This is a genomic window from Methyloceanibacter sp., assembly GCF_041573655.1.
GTDB lineage: Bacteria > Pseudomonadota > Alphaproteobacteria > Rhizobiales > Methyloligellaceae > Methyloceanibacter.
Map to the genome: position 1 here is coordinate 22,711 of NZ_JBFFQD010000008.1, position 14,494 is coordinate 37,204.

Annotated in this window: 13 protein-coding genes; 4 read left to right on the plus strand and 9 right to left on the minus strand. The window is 64.2% G+C overall.

What is annotated here, in order from left to right; translation table 11 throughout:
* Positions 1-6 precede the first annotated feature (6 nt).
* Together ABY454_RS03380 and ABY454_RS03385 are read right to left on the minus strand one after the other, a co-directional pair.
* Positions 7-3,009, minus strand: a complete 3,003-nt coding sequence (locus ABY454_RS03380) for a helicase-related protein (protein WP_372928763.1) — start codon at positions 3,007-3,009, stop codon at positions 7-9.
* A 469-nt stretch (positions 3,010-3,478) separates the two neighbouring features.
* Complete coding sequence (locus ABY454_RS03385) at positions 3,479-4,345, minus strand: DUF3108 domain-containing protein (protein WP_372928764.1); 867 nt, start codon at positions 4,343-4,345, stop codon at positions 3,479-3,481.
* 227 nt (positions 4,346-4,572) lie between these two features.
* Between ABY454_RS03385 and rpmB the strand changes: the two genes are divergently transcribed.
* Positions 4,573-4,872, plus strand: coding sequence for a 50S ribosomal protein L28 (rpmB, locus tag ABY454_RS03390; RefSeq protein WP_372928765.1), 300 nt, complete (start codon positions 4,573-4,575; stop codon positions 4,870-4,872).
* Positions 4,873-4,885: 13 nt separating this feature from the next.
* Here rpmB and ABY454_RS03395 read toward each other — a convergent pair whose 3' ends face one another.
* The 4 genes from ABY454_RS03395 to ABY454_RS03410 all read right to left on the minus strand — a co-directional run bounded on the left by ABY454_RS03395 (position 4,886) and on the right by ABY454_RS03410 (position 9,540).
* Positions 4,886-5,923 carry an esterase-like activity of phytase family protein gene (locus ABY454_RS03395; protein WP_372928766.1) on the minus strand — a complete coding sequence of 346 codons (1,038 nt, stop codon included), beginning with the start codon at positions 5,921-5,923 and terminating at the stop codon, positions 4,886-4,888.
* A gap of 11 nt (positions 5,924-5,934) precedes the next feature.
* Positions 5,935-7,836, minus strand: coding sequence for a cobaltochelatase subunit CobT (gene cobT / locus ABY454_RS03400; protein WP_372928767.1), 1,902 nt, complete (start codon positions 7,834-7,836; stop codon positions 5,935-5,937).
* A 4-nt stretch (positions 7,837-7,840) separates the two neighbouring features.
* The gene (gene cobS / locus ABY454_RS03405) at positions 7,841-8,830 is read right to left on the minus strand and encodes a cobaltochelatase subunit CobS (RefSeq protein ID WP_372928768.1); all 990 of its coding nucleotides are present in this window, start codon (positions 8,828-8,830) and stop codon (positions 7,841-7,843) included.
* 86 nt (positions 8,831-8,916) lie between these two features.
* On the minus strand, positions 8,917-9,540 hold the full coding sequence (locus ABY454_RS03410; protein WP_372928769.1) for a J domain-containing protein: 624 nt from the start codon (positions 9,538-9,540) through the stop codon (positions 8,917-8,919).
* A gap of 121 nt (positions 9,541-9,661) precedes the next feature.
* Between ABY454_RS03410 and ABY454_RS03415 the strand changes: the two genes are divergently transcribed.
* Positions 9,662-9,931 (plus strand): BolA family protein, encoded by a 270-nt coding sequence (locus ABY454_RS03415; protein WP_372928770.1) that lies wholly within the window; start codon positions 9,662-9,664, stop codon positions 9,929-9,931.
* Between the two features lie 3 nt (positions 9,932-9,934).
* Here the strand turns inward: ABY454_RS03415 and ABY454_RS03420 are convergent, their stop codons facing one another.
* Genes ABY454_RS03420 through ABY454_RS03430 form a run of 3 tightly spaced genes read right to left on the minus strand, consistent with a single transcriptional unit; the run spans position 9,935 to position 12,996 of the window.
* A complete protein-coding gene (locus tag ABY454_RS03420; RefSeq protein WP_372928771.1) occupies positions 9,935-11,236 on the minus strand; it encodes an HlyC/CorC family transporter in 1,302 nt (433 codons plus the stop codon).
* Entirely contained in the window at positions 11,233-12,378 is a 1,146-nt protein-coding gene (gene aroB / locus ABY454_RS03425; protein ID WP_372928772.1) for a 3-dehydroquinate synthase, read from the minus strand. The genes ABY454_RS03420 and aroB overlap by 4 nt, the downstream gene beginning before the upstream one ends.
* Positions 12,379-12,381: 3 nt before the next feature.
* Positions 12,382-12,996 carry a shikimate kinase gene (locus ABY454_RS03430; RefSeq protein ID WP_372928773.1) on the minus strand — a complete coding sequence of 205 codons (615 nt, stop codon included), beginning with the start codon at positions 12,994-12,996 and terminating at the stop codon, positions 12,382-12,384.
* A gap of 159 nt (positions 12,997-13,155) precedes the next feature.
* On the opposite strand from ABY454_RS03430, the gene ABY454_RS03435 reads away from it, so the two are divergent.
* Together ABY454_RS03435 and ABY454_RS03440 are read left to right on the plus strand one after the other, a co-directional pair.
* Positions 13,156-13,374 carry a hypothetical protein gene (locus tag ABY454_RS03435; protein WP_372928774.1) on the plus strand — a complete coding sequence of 73 codons (219 nt, stop codon included), beginning with the start codon at positions 13,156-13,158 and terminating at the stop codon, positions 13,372-13,374.
* 44 nt (positions 13,375-13,418) lie between these two features.
* On the plus strand, positions 13,419-14,387 hold the full coding sequence (locus tag ABY454_RS03440; RefSeq protein ID WP_372928775.1) for a site-specific tyrosine recombinase XerD: 969 nt from the start codon (positions 13,419-13,421) through the stop codon (positions 14,385-14,387).
* The last annotated feature ends 107 nt before the right edge of the window (positions 14,388-14,494 follow it).

Consider the following 14,494-nt stretch of genomic DNA (forward strand, 5'->3'; position numbering starts at 1 on the left):
AATGTGTCAGCTTTGCTCGGGCCGCTCGCGCGTGAGGCTATCGCGAAGGTCCTTCAGCGCGGCGAACGGCGAGTGTTCCGGCTTCATGGGCTCTCGCTTCGGCCGGTGATCTTGCCGCTGCCCCTGCCCTTTGCCCTTGCCGTGGTGGGGCTTGGCCGGGCCTCGGCCTTTGCCTTTTCTCTTGCCTTGAGGTTTGCCGGACTTCGCCTCTGACTGGTGTGGCGGCCTCTTGGCGTGGCCGGCGCCGTCCTTGCGCTCCTTCGATGCCCGTCCGCCTTGCCGGGCGCGATGGGGATCCTTGCGCTTGCCGGGCCGCCAGATCTCATCGAATTCGGGTTCGGCCGCCTTAGCAGGGCCGGCCGCAGGCTCGGTCGACGCGGCTTCTTCGCTTGCGCTTTCCGGGCTCGGGCTTTCGGCAGTTGCCGCAAGCACCGGCTCCGGGGTCTCTGTCTCGGCTGTCCCCGTCTTGGGGGTCTCCGTTTCGGCGGTCTCTGCCTTGGCGGTTTCAACCGGCTCTGCCGTACCGTTCGCGGTCTCCCTCTTTCGCCGCTCCAGGCGGAAGCCGAGTGAGCGCAAGATCGAGGCGAACTCCTCTCCGGCACAGCCCACCATCGACATCAAGTCAGGCACCGCACGGAAGCCGCCGTCGCCGGTGGCACCTGTGGGTGGTGCGTCTTCGGCGTTCTCGGTGGGGCGCCAGGTAATGCGCGCGCGGATCAGATCGGACAACCGCTCCAGCATGTCGATGCGCACGGCGCGACTGCCGGCAACGTGGAAGCCTGCGGCGCGCCAGTAAGGCTCGGGGATAGCATTGTCAGCGGCGACGGACGTGAGCCCCTGCTGCGGCCGCTCGGGCAGGCCGTCGACGTTGAGACCATGTGCGTCGCCATCGTGCAGCGCCCAGAGCAGAAGGAGAAGCTCGGCGGCGGCGGGCTTCAGCAGGGCCGGGAAATAGAGATTGAAGGCGCCAAAGCGCACGCCGTATTTGCGCAGCTGGCCCCGGTCGGCTTGGTCGAGTGACCTGATTTCCTCCGCGGCCGTATCGCGGCGGAGCACGCCAAGCGTCTCGGTCAGGCGGAAGGCAAGACCGCGGGCCAATCCTGTCAGGTCCTGCGCCTCGCTCAGCGCGATCAGCGGTTTCAGTTTGGCGTCGAGATGGGCGGCCAGCCAGGCATCGAGGCGGGCTGCGATACGTTCGCGGTCCGGCGGGCTCAGATGCTCGTCGACGAAGAGGTGTATGCGGGGCTTCAGCGCCGTTTCGCCGCGCTCCAGCCGCGCGATCCCGGAGCCTTGCCAGACGATCCGCCCGTGCGGGTCAAGCGCGATGGTCTCGTCGGGAGCCGCGACAAGCGCCGCGGTGCGGTTGGCAAGCTCCGTTCCGAGCACTTGCACCGCCGCATGGCGCGCGGCCTTCCCGTCAATGCCGTCGCTCGACGCATCGGGCGTAAAGCAAAAGCCGTCAAGGCGTCCGACATAGTGATTCTCGACAAGAATCTGACCGTCGTCGCTGATCTCGGCCATCATCTCCTCCTTATCGCGCAGGCGCCGCATGAGCACGCTGGTGCGCCGGTCCACGAAACGTTGTGCCAGGCGCTCATGAAGCGCGTCTGAAAGCGTATCCTCGATCGCCCTGGTGCGTCTTTGCCAATGCTCTGGATCATGGAGCCATTGAGGCCTGTGGGAGACAAAAGTCCAGGTCCTAATTTGTGCCAGGCGGTTCGACAGCGTGTCGATATCGCCGTCCGTGCGGTCAGACTGGGCCACCTGGTTGGCAAACCAATCTTCGGGGATCTTTCCTTCGTCGCTCATCACGAAGCGATAAAGGGTGGCAACCAAGTCTGCATGACTGTTCGGCGAAACCTTGCGGTAGTCCGGGATTTGGCACATTTCCCATAAGAGCCCGACCGCGGCGGGTGCCGCCGCCATGGCGCAGATGTCTGCCTCCTGGGTGACGTTCTCCAAGGCGATCACGTCGTCCACCATGCGCGAGCGGGTCAGCCGCGGATGGTTCGGCGCTTCACGCAAACTCTCTTTCAGTGCTTCGAGCGAGGCCATATCGAGGCTGCGGCTGCGCCATTGCAGGACGCCGACTTGATCGAAAGCGTGGTCCTCCAGCCGCTCGACCAGCTCCGACTCCAGCGGCTCCACCTTTCCGGTCACGCCGAACGTGCCGTCGTTCATGTGCCGTCCGGCGCGGCCGGCGATCTGGCCGACCTCCGAGGGCGTGAGATTGCGATGCGAATGGCCGTCGAACTTGCGAAGGCCGGCGAACGCGACATGATCGAGATCGAGGTTCAGGCCCATCCCAATCGCGTCGGTGGCCACCAGAAAGTCCACGTCGCCATTCTGATAGAGCGCCACTTGCGCGTTGCGCGTGCGGGGGCTGAGCGCGCCGAGTACCACGGCCGCGCCGCCGCGCTGCCGCCGCACCAATTCGGCGATGGCATAGACGTCGTTGGCCGAGAAGGCGACGATCGCCGAACGGCGGGGCAGGCGGGTGATCTTCTTGTCGCCGGCATAGGACAGCTTGGAGAGCCGCGGGCGCGACACCAGATTGGCGCCGGGGAGCAGCTCGCGGATGGCGTCGCGCATGGTCGCCGAGCCGAGCAGCAGCGTTTCGCTCAAGCCCCGCGCGTGGAACATGCGGTTGGTGAAGACATGGCCGCGCTCGCCGTCGGCCGCGAGCTGGATCTCATCGACGGCCACGAAGTCCGCTTCGAGCTCCCGTGGCATTGCTTCCACGGTGCACACATAGAAGCGTGCGGCTGGCGGCTTGATCTTCTCCTCGCCTGTGATGAGCGCCACTTGCTCGGCCCCCGCCCGGGCAACGACCTTGTCGTAGACCTCGCGGGCCAGGAGCCGCAAAGGCAAGCCGATCACGCCCACCTCGTGTGCGAGCATGCGCTCGATGGCCAGATGCGTCTTGCCGGTATTGGTGGGCCCGAGCACCGCGGTGACGCCGCGGCCCTTGGCCAGACTTGTGGATTGCGTGGATAAAGAGCTGGTCATGCTACGCAGGTCTTAACGCGACTCTCGCTTCAGGCGTGAACGGGGGAAGAACGAATCTCGTCCGAATCGCATACATCGCCCATTCGGATAATGTTCTGCTTCAAAACAACACAGTTTGGCCGGGTCTCCGGGGTCAGGGGGCGCCATCGGCGTTTCCTGGTGGTTGTACGCTACATCTGGGTTTCGGTCTCCCTTGATCACCCGTTCCATGGGATCGCAACGGGAACAGAACACGGACGAATCAGGGGATCGTAAATTTTCGAGCTCCGTTCCCTACGACATGTTGGGGTTTGGCCCTTTCGCGTTAACCCCGTGCGCTTCTTGGCTCGCCGGATCGCAACGGGAACAGAGCGCGGACGAATCAGGGGATCGTAAATTTTCGAGCTTCGTTCCCTACGACATGTTGGGGTTTGGCGTTTCCGCGTTAACGATCGTTGCGATGGAGGGCCTGCCTCCCGGTGCCTGTTCGTTAGTCGACGCTCGCGCGCCGTGCGCCTGAAACCTTGATCGAGGTGATGACCGCAGTCCCGTAGCCTACGGGTGTCGGCAGGACAATACGATAGGGCACATACATGTCCGTGCCTCTGACCGGCATCAGCCAGACCTCGATTTCGTTGGACTGCTTCATGTGCTGAATTCCCGCATCGTCCGGCCTATATCCGGAGATCGGAACGAACTTCACCCGGCACACCGCCGCCGGTCCCGAGTAGGAGGAACGCGACCGGTTCTGCACCATGACGCGCTTCTTCGGCTTGAGCACGAGATCGAAGCGCGACCTGCCGTCGAACACGGGCAGCATCTGATTGCAGACGCTGAGATCGCCGTTCGGGTTCGGCGAGCGCGCGGTGAGGAATGCGCCGCTCATCGGGTCGATGACGCCTACGAGCTGCTCGCGCCGCACCGGGATGAGGCCGGGGATTCTGCGCTTGGGAACGATCGAGACCTGCTGCACCGCGCCGTTGCCGAACGTTATGCGCAAGCGCTCGCTGTTCTTGCCGCCATCGGAATAGTTGAAGGCATAAGAAGAGGGCGCCGGGCCTTCGTCGGTGACGCGCCCGCGGCTTGACGTGATCCCTTGCCATTTGAAGATCAGGCCCTCCAGGACGCTGAAGGTGCCTTCGCCGCGCAGCTGATATCCGCCTTCCTGCACCGTGGTGGTGACGCGGAAATTGCCCAGATTGAACCTGCCGAGATTGACCTTGTAGACGGCGGAGATGCGGGCCGCCGACGTGCGCGGGGCCTCGGCGAGCGCGCGTTCGTCATCCAGGGTGGGCGCGAGCCCCAGAGTGAGGCCGGCCACCGCCAACAGGCTCAAGCAATGTCGTGCTGACCGCATGGCTCCCGACCTCTGGCTAGACGTCCCTTCATTCGACGCCCCAGACCCCTTCGAATGTCCAGGTATTTTGGGGATTCGTCAATTCGGCTGGCTTCGATCGAAATCGAGCCGGTGTCTTGACCGAACCGGGCGAGCCCCGTATACCTCGCCTCCCTGGTGCCTTTGTGCTTGTGAATGTCACAGGCCGCCTCAGGGTTCCACAAGATATTCGGAGAAGGACAAGGACCATGGCGCGTCGCTGCGAGCTATCCGGCAAAGCCGTGCTCACCGGCAACAATGTGAGCCATGCCAAGCGCCGCACAAGGCGCCGTTTTCTGCCGAATCTGTGCAATGTGACGCTGCAGAGCGACGTGCTCAAGAAGCGCGTCCGGATGACCGTCTCCGCCCATGCGCTGCGCTCGGTCGAGCATCGCGGGGGGCTTGATGCCTACCTGCTGAAGGCGGGCGATGACGAATTATCGCTGAAGGCGCGGCGCCTCAAGCGTGAGATCGCCAAAGCCAGCCAGGCGCCGGCCGCGGCGTCTTAGCGCCTGCCTTCGCTCACGGCAGAGCGAACTGCATGATCAGCGACCGCTGTAGCGGGTTGAAATTGTCATCAGACATCAATGTCAGGATGGTCTCGCCACCGCGCGAGCGATGGACCGCGACCGCCTCCATGTTGTCGATATTGAGCCTGTCCGTCGCCTCCAGCAGGATCTCTCCGGCGATCAATTTTCCAGGCCGCAAGTCCGCTGCCTTGATGCGGCGGATGCGCATCTGCACGCCTTCGCTGTAGCGGAAGCGGCGCTCCAGCAGGATCAAGCCTCCGTCCGGTAACCCTGCGGCATCGGTGATGTCGAACCCGCCGCGCCGGCGGACCGTAATGGTGCCCGGGCTCGGGCCGCCGATCAGCCAGCCCTTGAGGTTGCCGCGCGAATCCTTCAGCCGCTCGGAGAAGGCAACGATGGTGCCTGTCAGCCGTCCGGCCCGGATCAGCGCGACCGCCTCGAGGCCTTGATTGGTCTTCATTTGGCGCGCGGCCTTTGGCAGTTTCACAGTCCTGCTCGGCGGCCCGAAGCGTTTCGGGCTGAAGGGGTAGCGCGCGATACGGTGCACGCGCTCGAAGGAGACATAGGCCTCGCCGTTGCGCGTATCGCCGGAGGCCAGCGCCAGCCCCTCGGCGTCGCGGTCCTTGCCCTTGCGCAGCGGTTTTCCATTAGGGCCGAGGATGGGTCCGAGCGTCATGTCGTGCACGCCCTGCAGCAAGCGGCCGTTATAATCGAGCGAGGCACGCATCCAGGTGCCACCGTCGGAGACGGCGAGGATCGTGGTCCCCGACGCATCGATGGCCAGGCCTGAATAGCCGCCGAAGTGCCGCGAATTGGCGAACAGATTGAACCCACCCCGATAGGTCAGCTTGCCGAAGGTCTTTTGCTTGGGGTTGTCGCGGTCGAACGCGACGGCAATGGCGGTGACGCGCGGCTTGATCGGCCCTTCGAGGACAGTCGCGGGTTTGCTGGCAAGGTCTGCGCCCACGGCGAGCAGCACCGCGCCCGCGAGCACGATGGACGCGAGCGCCGGTGCGGGTCTTCGGATCATGGGGCCGAAACCTAGTGGAGCTTGCGGCGCTTTTGCCGCGTGGCCGTCGGGACGGCGCGATGCAGCTGCCGCCAGGCGAGGTCCTCGTCGAACAGCTCCGCCAGCTTCTCCGTCATGACACCGGCAAGTTCTTCGGCGTCGGTTACGGTGACGGCGCGCCGGTAATAGCGCGTCACGTCATGGCCGATGCCGATGGCGAGCAATTCGACGGGCGATCGGGTCTCGATCTCGTTGATCACCTGACGCAGATGCCGCTCCAGATAGGCGCCTGAGTTGACCGAGAGCGTGGAATCGTCGACGGGCGCGCCGTCGGAGATCATCATCAGAATGCGCCGCTGTTCGGGACGCGCCAATAGCCGCTGGTGTGCCCAGGCCAGCGCTTCGCCGTCGATGTTCTCTTTGAGCAGCCCCTCGCGCATCATGAGCCCGAGATTGCGGCGTGCCCGGCGCCACGGCGCATCCGCCGACTTGTAGACGATGTGGCGCAGGTCGTTGAGCCGTCCGGGAAGCGCCGGCTTCATGGCGTTGAGCCACGCCTCGCGTGCGTGCCCGCCCTTCCAGGCGCGCGTGGTGAAGCCGAGGATCTCGACCTTCACGCCACAACGCTCCAGGGTCCGCGCCAGGATATCGGCGCAGCAGGCGGCGACCATGATGGGGCGTCCGCGCATGGAGCCCGAATTGTCCAGGAGCAGCGTCACCACGGTATCGCGGAAGTCCGTGTCGCGTTCCTGCTTGAAGGTCAGCGGATGCATGGGGTCGATGATGACCCGCGGCAGACGGGCCGCATCGAGCACGCCCTCCTCAAGATCGAAGTCCCAGCCGCGGTTCTGCTGCGCCAGCAGCCGGCGCTGCAGCCGGTTGGCGAGGCGGGCCACGGCGCCGTGAAGCGCGACCAGTTGTTTGTCGAGGAATGCGCGCAGACGGTCGAGCTCGTCGATGTCGCACAGCTCTTCGGCGCCGATGATCTCGTCGAAGGCGCGGGTGAAGACCTTGTAGCCGAAGGCCTCCGGGTCATCGAGCACAGAGACGTTCGGTTGCCAAGGATCGGAGCGACGCGGCAGATCGGCGGCGTCGGCCTCGCGGTCGAGGTCGTCAGTGGGGCCGTCCTCTTGGTCCTCCAGCGTTTCCTCGGATGTGTCGTCCGGCTCGGCGTTGGCATCCTGCGCCAGCTCGGACTGGTCCTGTCCCTCGGCACTTTCGTCTTCTTCATCCGAGGCATTGGGATCGGACTCACCGTCCGTGGTCGACTCCTCGTCCTGCTCGCCCTGATCGAGCTGATCGGCGAGGTTCAGCGCTGCAAGCACGTCGCGGGCGAGGCGGCCAAAGGCCTCCTGGTCCTCCACCGTATCCGGCATGCGGTCGAGTAGGGTGTTGGCCCGCTCCTCGATCCAGGGACGCCAAAGATTGACGAGCGCACGGGCACGGTCCGGCGGGGCGATGCCCGTCAACCGCTCACGCACCAAAAGGGCAAGCGCGTCGGGCAGGGGCGCCTCGCTACGCTCGGTGTCCTCGGTGATGCGGCTTCTTGCGTAGCGCTGCTCCATGCGCGCGTTCAGATTGGCGGCAACGCCTTCCATGCGATGTGCGCCGATGGCTTCCACGCGGGCTTGTTCGATCGCCTCGAACACCGCGCGGGCATCGCCGCCGGAGGGCGCGAGCGCCTGGTGCAGTTTTTCGTCGTGACAGGCGACGGCGAGCGCCGCGGCGTCCGCATGGCCGCGGATGACGGCAATCTCGTTCATCGTCGGAACGCGCGACGGCTCCGGCAGGCGCGCGGTCTTGCCGGCAAGACCCGGCGGCTCCGTCGAGAACACCACCTCCACGCTGCCATCGGCGGCGATCGAGCGCGTGGTCTGTGTTACCGCGCGTTTGAACGGATCGAGGGGCGCCTCTTTCCGCTTGTTGAGGGTCATGGGATTAGCTCAAGGCTACGTTGGCCGTCGACTGCGGCAAGTCCTCGCCGAAACAGCGCTGATAGAACTCGGCGATCAGGCCGCGCTCCAGTTCGTCACATTTGTTGAGGAACGACAGCGCGAAGGCTTCGCCGACATCACCGAAAATCTCTGCGTTCTCCGCCCAGGTCAGAACCGTGCGCGGGCTCATCACCGTGGAGAGGTCACCATTCATAAAGGCGTTGCGCGTCAACTCGGCGACTCGAACCATGTTCGACACGGTCTTGCGGCCTTCCTCTGTGTTCCACGTCTTGGCTTTGGCCACGACTATGTCGACCTCGTCGTCGTGTGGCAGATAGTTGAGCGTTGCAACGATCGACCAGCGGTCCATTTGACCTTGGTTGATCTGTTGCGTGCCGTGATAGAGCCCGCTCGTATCGCCGAGACCGATCGTGTTGGTGGTGGCGAAGAGGCGGAAGGCCGGATGCGGCCGTATGACCTTCGACTGGTCGAGCAAGGTCAGTTTGCCGGAGACCTCCAGCACGCGCTGAATGACGAACATCACGTCAGGACGCCCGGCGTCGTATTCGTCGAAGCACAGCGCGGTGTTGGTCTGAAGCGCGTAAGGTAGGATACCCTCGCGGAACTCCGTGACCTGCTTGCCGTCCTTGATGACGATGGCGTCCTTGCCGACGAGATCAATGCGGCTCACGTGGCTGTCCAGATTGATGCGGAGGCACGGCCAATTCAGCCGCGCGGCGATCTGCTCGATATGGGTCGACTTGCCGGTGCCGTGATAGCCCTGAATCATCACGCGGCGGTTGTGTTTGAACCCCGCGAGGATGGCCAGCGTCACGTCCCTGTTGAACAGATAGTCGGGGTCCACGTCTGGGACGTGCTCGTCCGGCTGGGAATAGGCGGGAACCTCGAGATCGCTATCGATGCCGAAGACCTGGCGGACGGAAACGGTCATGTCCGGCAGACCGGCACCGTTCTGAGCAGCTTCAAGTGTCATTGTCTTAAGATGAGCCTGTGTGTCGCGTTTCAGTAGAGGCTCGCCAGAGGGCAGAGCCTGGATTTGCCGGGGGCTGGCCCAGCGACTTATGCGAGCCCCGCCTGCCTTAAATAATTATAGGCTTGGATCACTTCGCGCAACTTGTCCTCCGAGGAGCGGTCGCCGTCATTGTGGTCGGGGTGGAGGCGCTTAACCAATTCCTTGAAGCGGGTCTTGATCTCAGGCTTGGAGGCGTTGTCCTCCAGATTGAGCTGGCGGAGGGCCTTGCGTTCCAGGCGCTTCAGAGGGCGGCTCGGGGCCTCCCCGGGGGGCTTGCCGCCCGGCGCATTCTCGCCAAACAGGCGGAACGGGTCCTCGGCGTCGAACCGGTGGCTGTAGCCCCCGGGCTTGCCGCGTTTTGTGCGGTTACGGGAGGTGGAATTGACGCCGACGAACCAGGTCGGGCGGTTGCCGGTCGCGGCGTCCTTCTGGTGCTCGACGACGTCGTCGTCAGGCATTCCGGAAAAATAGTTGTAGCCCTTGTTGTACGCGCGGACGTGGTCGAGGCAGTAGCGGTGATACTGACCCTCGAGCCCACGGCCCTTCGGCGCCGGATAGAGGCCTGGCTCGCTACAGCCTTCCCAGTCGCATTTGGGGGTGGTGTCGCGCAGCCGACGGTCCTTGTCGGGCTTGACGCGCAGGCCGTCGAAAAATTTTGAGTTGAGCTTCATCGAATCGGCATTATGGGAACGAGCATTGGTTACAACAAGCATGGCTCCGTGATGACAAACGCGATAATCTGTATGGTTGAATGCCACGCACCGCCACATGCAGCCAAGGACCATCAAGCCAATGAGCATTGAGCAGTCGATCAGGGAAAAGTTGACCGAAGCCTTCCAGCCGGACGCGCTCGATGTCGTCAACGAGTCCCATCTCCACGCGGGCCATGCCGGCTCGCCGGGCACGGGCGAGAGCCATTTCGCCGTCAAGGTGGTGTCGGCCGCCTTCGCCGGCAAGTCCCGGCTGGAGCGTCACCGCATGGTCAATGACGTGCTGGCCGAGGAGATGTCAGGCAATATCCATGCGCTGGCGCTCGCAACGCTCGCCCCCGAGGAGGCTTAGAGCCTAGGCTTCACTGGTCTCGGCGTCGGCCGGGCGCGCATCGTCCAAAGGCGTCACGCGCAACGAAGTGATGCGGTTCCTATGCCGCCGCAAGATCTCGAAGCGGAAATCATGGAAGGTGAAGGCCTGACCCGGATTGGGAATGGTCTGCGCCTCATGAAGGACGAGGCCGGCCACGGTGGTCGCCTCTTCGTCCGGCAGGTCCCACTCCATTAGCCGGTTCACGTCGCGGATCGGCACGAGGCCGTCGACGATCAGCGACCCGTCGGCCTGCGGCTTGGCGAGGGAAGCGCCGATATCCGTCTCGTCGGTGATGTCGCCGACGATCTCCTCGATAATATCCTCCAGCGTCACCAGCCCCATCACCTCGCCGTACTCGTCCACGACGATGGCAAAGTGCGCCTTCTCCTTGAGGAAGGCGCTGAGCTGCGCTTTCAGCGTTGTCGTGTCGGGCACGAACCATGGCGAGGTTGCCAGCGACATGACGTCGATCTTCGAAACGTCGCCTTCTGAGTCCCGCAAGGCCTGCAACAGCGTGCGCGCGTGCAAAATGCCGACGATCTCCTCGCGTTCGCCGCGCCATAGCGGTAGCCGCGTGTGCGGGCTTTTGAGGGCCGCGTCGACGATCTCGCCCGGCGGCAGTTCGGCGTCGATCGCGTCCATGTTGGTCCGGTGCACCATAATGTCGGAGACGTCGAGCTCGCGCAGGTCGAGCACACCGCCCAGCATGTCGCGGTCGAGCTTCACCACGCCGCCTTCCTTGTGATGCAGCTCGATGGCGCCGCGAATCTCCTCATGGGCGGACAATACGTCGGCGTCATCGGCGATGGACGAGCCGAACAAGCGCAAGGTGTGCCGCACGAGAAATTGCAGCGCGGCGGTCACGGGTGCGAGTACGGCGACGAGCCATTTGAGGATCGGCGATACGGCCAGCGCCATGCGGTCGGCGTTGAGGATGGCGTAGGTCTTGGGCAGCACCTCGGCGAACACGACGACGAGAACCGTCATGACAATCGTGGCATAGACGACGCCCGCTTCGCCGAACACCGACAAGAACAAGCTGGTCGCCAACGCGGATGCTGCGATGTTGACGAGATTGTTGCCGAGGAGCAGTGCGCCGATTAGGCGCTCGCGCGAGGACAGAAGCCGGTTTACGAGCTTTGCGCGCGCATTGTCGTCCTCTTCGAGCGCGTGCATGCGGGCGCGGCTTGCCGCCGTCAATGCTGTCTCCGAACCGGAGAAGAAGGCGGAGACGACGAGGAGGCCAACGATGGCGCCGAGCGTGAGACCTAGCGCTAAGGTCATCGGCGCGCGCACTCCCGCTTCAAGAAGTCGGTCATCTGCTCCATGGAGACGTCGTGCTCGATGAAGGCCTGGCCGATACCCTTGACGAGTACCAGCACGAGCTTGCCGCCTGCGACTTTCTTATCTTGGGCCATCAGACGTAACAGTTCGCCCGGCGTCGGCTTGTCGCCGGGGATGGTCGCGATGTCGGTGGGAAGGCCAACGGCCTTGAAATGTGCTTCGGCGCGCGCGGCGTCGTCTGGCGTGCAGAGGTCCCGCTCCACCGAATAGGTGAAGGCGAGGCGCATGCCGATGGAAATGGCCTCCCCGTGCAGCAGCCGATCGGAATAGCCGGCGAAGGCCTCCAGCGCGTGACCAAAGGTGTGGCCGAGATTGAGCAGCGCCCGCGTGCCGCTTTCCTCGCGCTCGTCGGCCACGACGATGCCCACCTTGGCGCGCGCGCTGGTCTCCACGGCGTGGCGGCGCTTGCCGGTCTCGTCGGCGAACACGCCTTGCCAGTTTTGCTCCAGCCACACGAAGAAGGGCGCATCGCCCAACAGCCCGTATTTGGCCACTTCGGCATAGCCGGCACGAAACTCCCGCTCGCTCAATGTCGACAGCACATCCACGTCGGCGAGCACCAGGTTCGGTTGATGAAACGTGCCGATCAGGTTCTTGCCTTGCGAGGTGTCGATGCCGGTCTTGCCGCCGATTGCGGAATCCACTTGCGCCAGGAGCGATGTCGGTACCTGCACGACCCGCACGCCGCGCCTCAAAATCGAGGCAGCGAACCCTGCCAAGTCGCCGACCACGCCGCCGCCGAGCGCGATGACGCAATCGCCGCGTTCGACGCCAAGGTCCAGCAGCGTCTCGCACAGCTTGGCAAGAACCGGAAAGCTCTTGCTGGCCTCGCCAGGCGCAACGACCGCGGAGCCAAGAAACAGTCCGTACTGTTCGAGACTCTCCTTGAGTGGGCCCATATGAAGGGGCGCCACGTTGGAGTCGCTCACCACGGCGAAGCGTGCGCCGGGCAGAAGCGCCTTGAGCCGCCCGGCCGCGGACGCCAGCAAATCTTCGCCGATGACGACATGATAGCCGCGCTCGGCCAGCGCGACGTCGATGGTCGTCTCACCCAAATTGGTAGATGTCGCGGTGTCGTCCATTGCTTAAGCCTTCCGCCGCCGGCGTGCCCGCGGCTTGGCCTTGCACCCGAGTTCAGCACCCAGCGCATCGACCACGGCGCCGACGATCACTTCGTGGGGCACTTCGCGGCTCTCCACGATGATGTCCGCTTCGGCGTAAATGGGATCGCGTTCAGCCATCAATTTCTTCATCACGGTTTCGGGGTTGCCGTTAGCCAGCAACGGCCGGTGATCGCGGCGCCCGACGCGCTTCAACAAAACCCGCAAGTCCGCCCTGAGCCACACCGAGATACCGTTTGCCTTAACGGCGGCGCGCGTCTTGGGGTTCATATAGGCGCCGCCGCCCGTGGCAAGCACTTGCGGGCCATTCTCCAGGAGCCGGGTGATTACCTTCTGCTCTCCCTCGCGGAAATAGGCCTCACCGTGCGTGGCGAAGATCTCCTTGATGGTCTGGTCCGCCGCTGCCTCGATCTCGCTGTCGGCGTCGGTGAAGGGCAAATCGAGCCAATTGGCCAGGCGTCGGCCGACAGCCGTCTTCCCGGCGCCCATCAAGCCGATCAGGACGACCGAGCGCGCGCCCAGCAATTGGCGGATTTCAGCCAACTGCGCCGTGCGGTCGTCTTTATTATGTTCAGCCAAGCGTGGGGTCATATGTGCGAAGGGCGGCCCAATGTCCCATGCTGGCAGGGCCGTGTCGAATCGTCCATGATGCGATTGAAGGGTTAAGGCGCTCGGGCGTTTTGAGTCATAATACCGCCTGGTCGGAACCCACAGATAGTTAGGAATACGAGCGCCTCAATGCCAACCCTGTTTCGTTTCCTTGCAGTCTTAGGGACGATCGCCGGTGTCGTCGCTGGAAGCCTCTATGTGCTCGCCGAATACTTTCAGCCAGAGCCCAAGGAAATCTCCAAAGCGTTGCGCAACGTCAAGGCGACCCAGCGCGCGGCCGACGTATCGGGTGCCCCGACCAAGATCGAACCCTCAATCGTTCTTCCGCCCAGCCACCGCGCGCAATAGTCCGTTTTTCGGTGCCATTTGGGCGCCTGGAAGGGCCTAGAGCCATGGCCCCCGCAAAAGGGTCCTCCCGGCGTGCCGACAGCTCCGAGCTGGCGCTGTTCCTCGACATGCTCATGGCCGAGCGCGGCGCTGCGTCTCATACGATCGACGCCTATGCGCGAGACATTTCCGACTTCCTCGCTTTCCTGGCAGCGAAGAAGGTCGGCGCCAAAAAGGCATCTGCCGATCACGTGCGCGCCTATCTCGAAAGTCTTTCGGACAGAGGGCTCGCCTCCACCTCGCGCGCGCGCAAGCTTTCCGCGATCCGCCAGTTCTTCCGCTTTCTCCTAGGCGAAGGCCTGCGTGCCGACGATCCGACCTCGGCCGTCGATAGCCCGAAGCTCGGCCGCCCCTTGCCGAAGGTCCTGTCGCTCGCCGAGGTGGAGACGCTGATCGATACGGCCAAGCAGTCCTGCGCCATTTCTACGCAAGGTGCGCCGTGGACGCGCGCGTTGCGGCTCTATGCGCTCCTCGAGACGCTCTATGCCTCGGGCATGCGGGTGTCGGAGCTGATTGCGCTTCCCCGCAATGTGCTCGCCGCCGACGACAGGGTCCTGACGATCAAGGGCAAAGGCGGGCGGGAGCGGCTGGTGCCGCTCAACGAGGCGGCCCGGGAGGCACTCGCCGCGCACCGGGCGGCCTTGGGCGAGGCGGGGCTCGACGCATCGCTGTGGCTCTTTCCCACTGGCGATGGCGGTCAGCACATCACGCGTCAGCGCTTCGGCCAGGAGCTTAAGGCGCTGGCGCTCAAGGCCGGGCTCGATCCGGCGCGGGTCTCTCCCCATGTGCTGCGCCATGCCTTCGCCAGCCATCTTCTGGAGCGGGGCGCCGATCTGCGGACCGTCCAGCAGCTGCTCGGACACGCGGACATCTCCACGACGCAGATTTACACCCATGTGATCGAAGAGCGCCTGCGCCGGCTGGTGGAGCAGCATCACCCCCTCGCTCAGGCTCACTTAACCAAGCGCCGCTAGGCTCCAAAGACGGGCGCCGGTTGACAGGTCCCGCTCACAAGGCCACTTACATCCGGATTCCCGTGGCCTTCCGTTTTGTTATAAGAGTGCCCGCCGAGGAAAACTGC

What these genes read in the sequence shown, in the direction of transcription:
- ABY454_RS03380 (WP_372928763.1), bottom strand. Translation starts at nt 3,009, where the DNA reads ATGACCAGCTCTTTATCCACGCAATCCACAAGTCTGGCCAAGGGCCGC.
- ABY454_RS03385 (WP_372928764.1), bottom strand. Translation starts at nt 4,345, where the DNA reads ATGCGGTCAGCACGACATTGCTTGAGCCTGTTGGCGGTGGCCGGCCTC.
- rpmB (WP_372928765.1), top strand. Translation starts at nt 4,573, where the DNA reads ATGGCGCGTCGCTGCGAGCTATCCGGCAAAGCCGTGCTCACCGGCAAC.
- ABY454_RS03395 (WP_372928766.1), bottom strand. Translation starts at nt 5,923, where the DNA reads ATGATCCGAAGACCCGCACCGGCGCTCGCGTCCATCGTGCTCGCGGGC.
- cobT (WP_372928767.1), bottom strand. Translation starts at nt 7,836, where the DNA reads ATGACCCTCAACAAGCGGAAAGAGGCGCCCCTCGATCCGTTCAAACGC.
- cobS (WP_372928768.1), bottom strand. Translation starts at nt 8,830, where the DNA reads ATGACACTTGAAGCTGCTCAGAACGGTGCCGGTCTGCCGGACATGACC.
- ABY454_RS03410 (WP_372928769.1), bottom strand. Translation starts at nt 9,540, where the DNA reads ATGAAGCTCAACTCAAAATTTTTCGACGGCCTGCGCGTCAAGCCCGAC.
- ABY454_RS03415 (WP_372928770.1), top strand. Translation starts at nt 9,662, where the DNA reads ATGAGCATTGAGCAGTCGATCAGGGAAAAGTTGACCGAAGCCTTCCAG.
- ABY454_RS03420 (WP_372928771.1), bottom strand. Translation starts at nt 11,236, where the DNA reads ATGACCTTAGCGCTAGGTCTCACGCTCGGCGCCATCGTTGGCCTCCTC.
- aroB (WP_372928772.1), bottom strand. Translation starts at nt 12,378, where the DNA reads ATGGACGACACCGCGACATCTACCAATTTGGGTGAGACGACCATCGAC.
- ABY454_RS03435 (WP_372928774.1), top strand. Translation starts at nt 13,156, where the DNA reads ATGCCAACCCTGTTTCGTTTCCTTGCAGTCTTAGGGACGATCGCCGGT.
- ABY454_RS03440 (WP_372928775.1), top strand. Translation starts at nt 13,419, where the DNA reads ATGGCCCCCGCAAAAGGGTCCTCCCGGCGTGCCGACAGCTCCGAGCTG.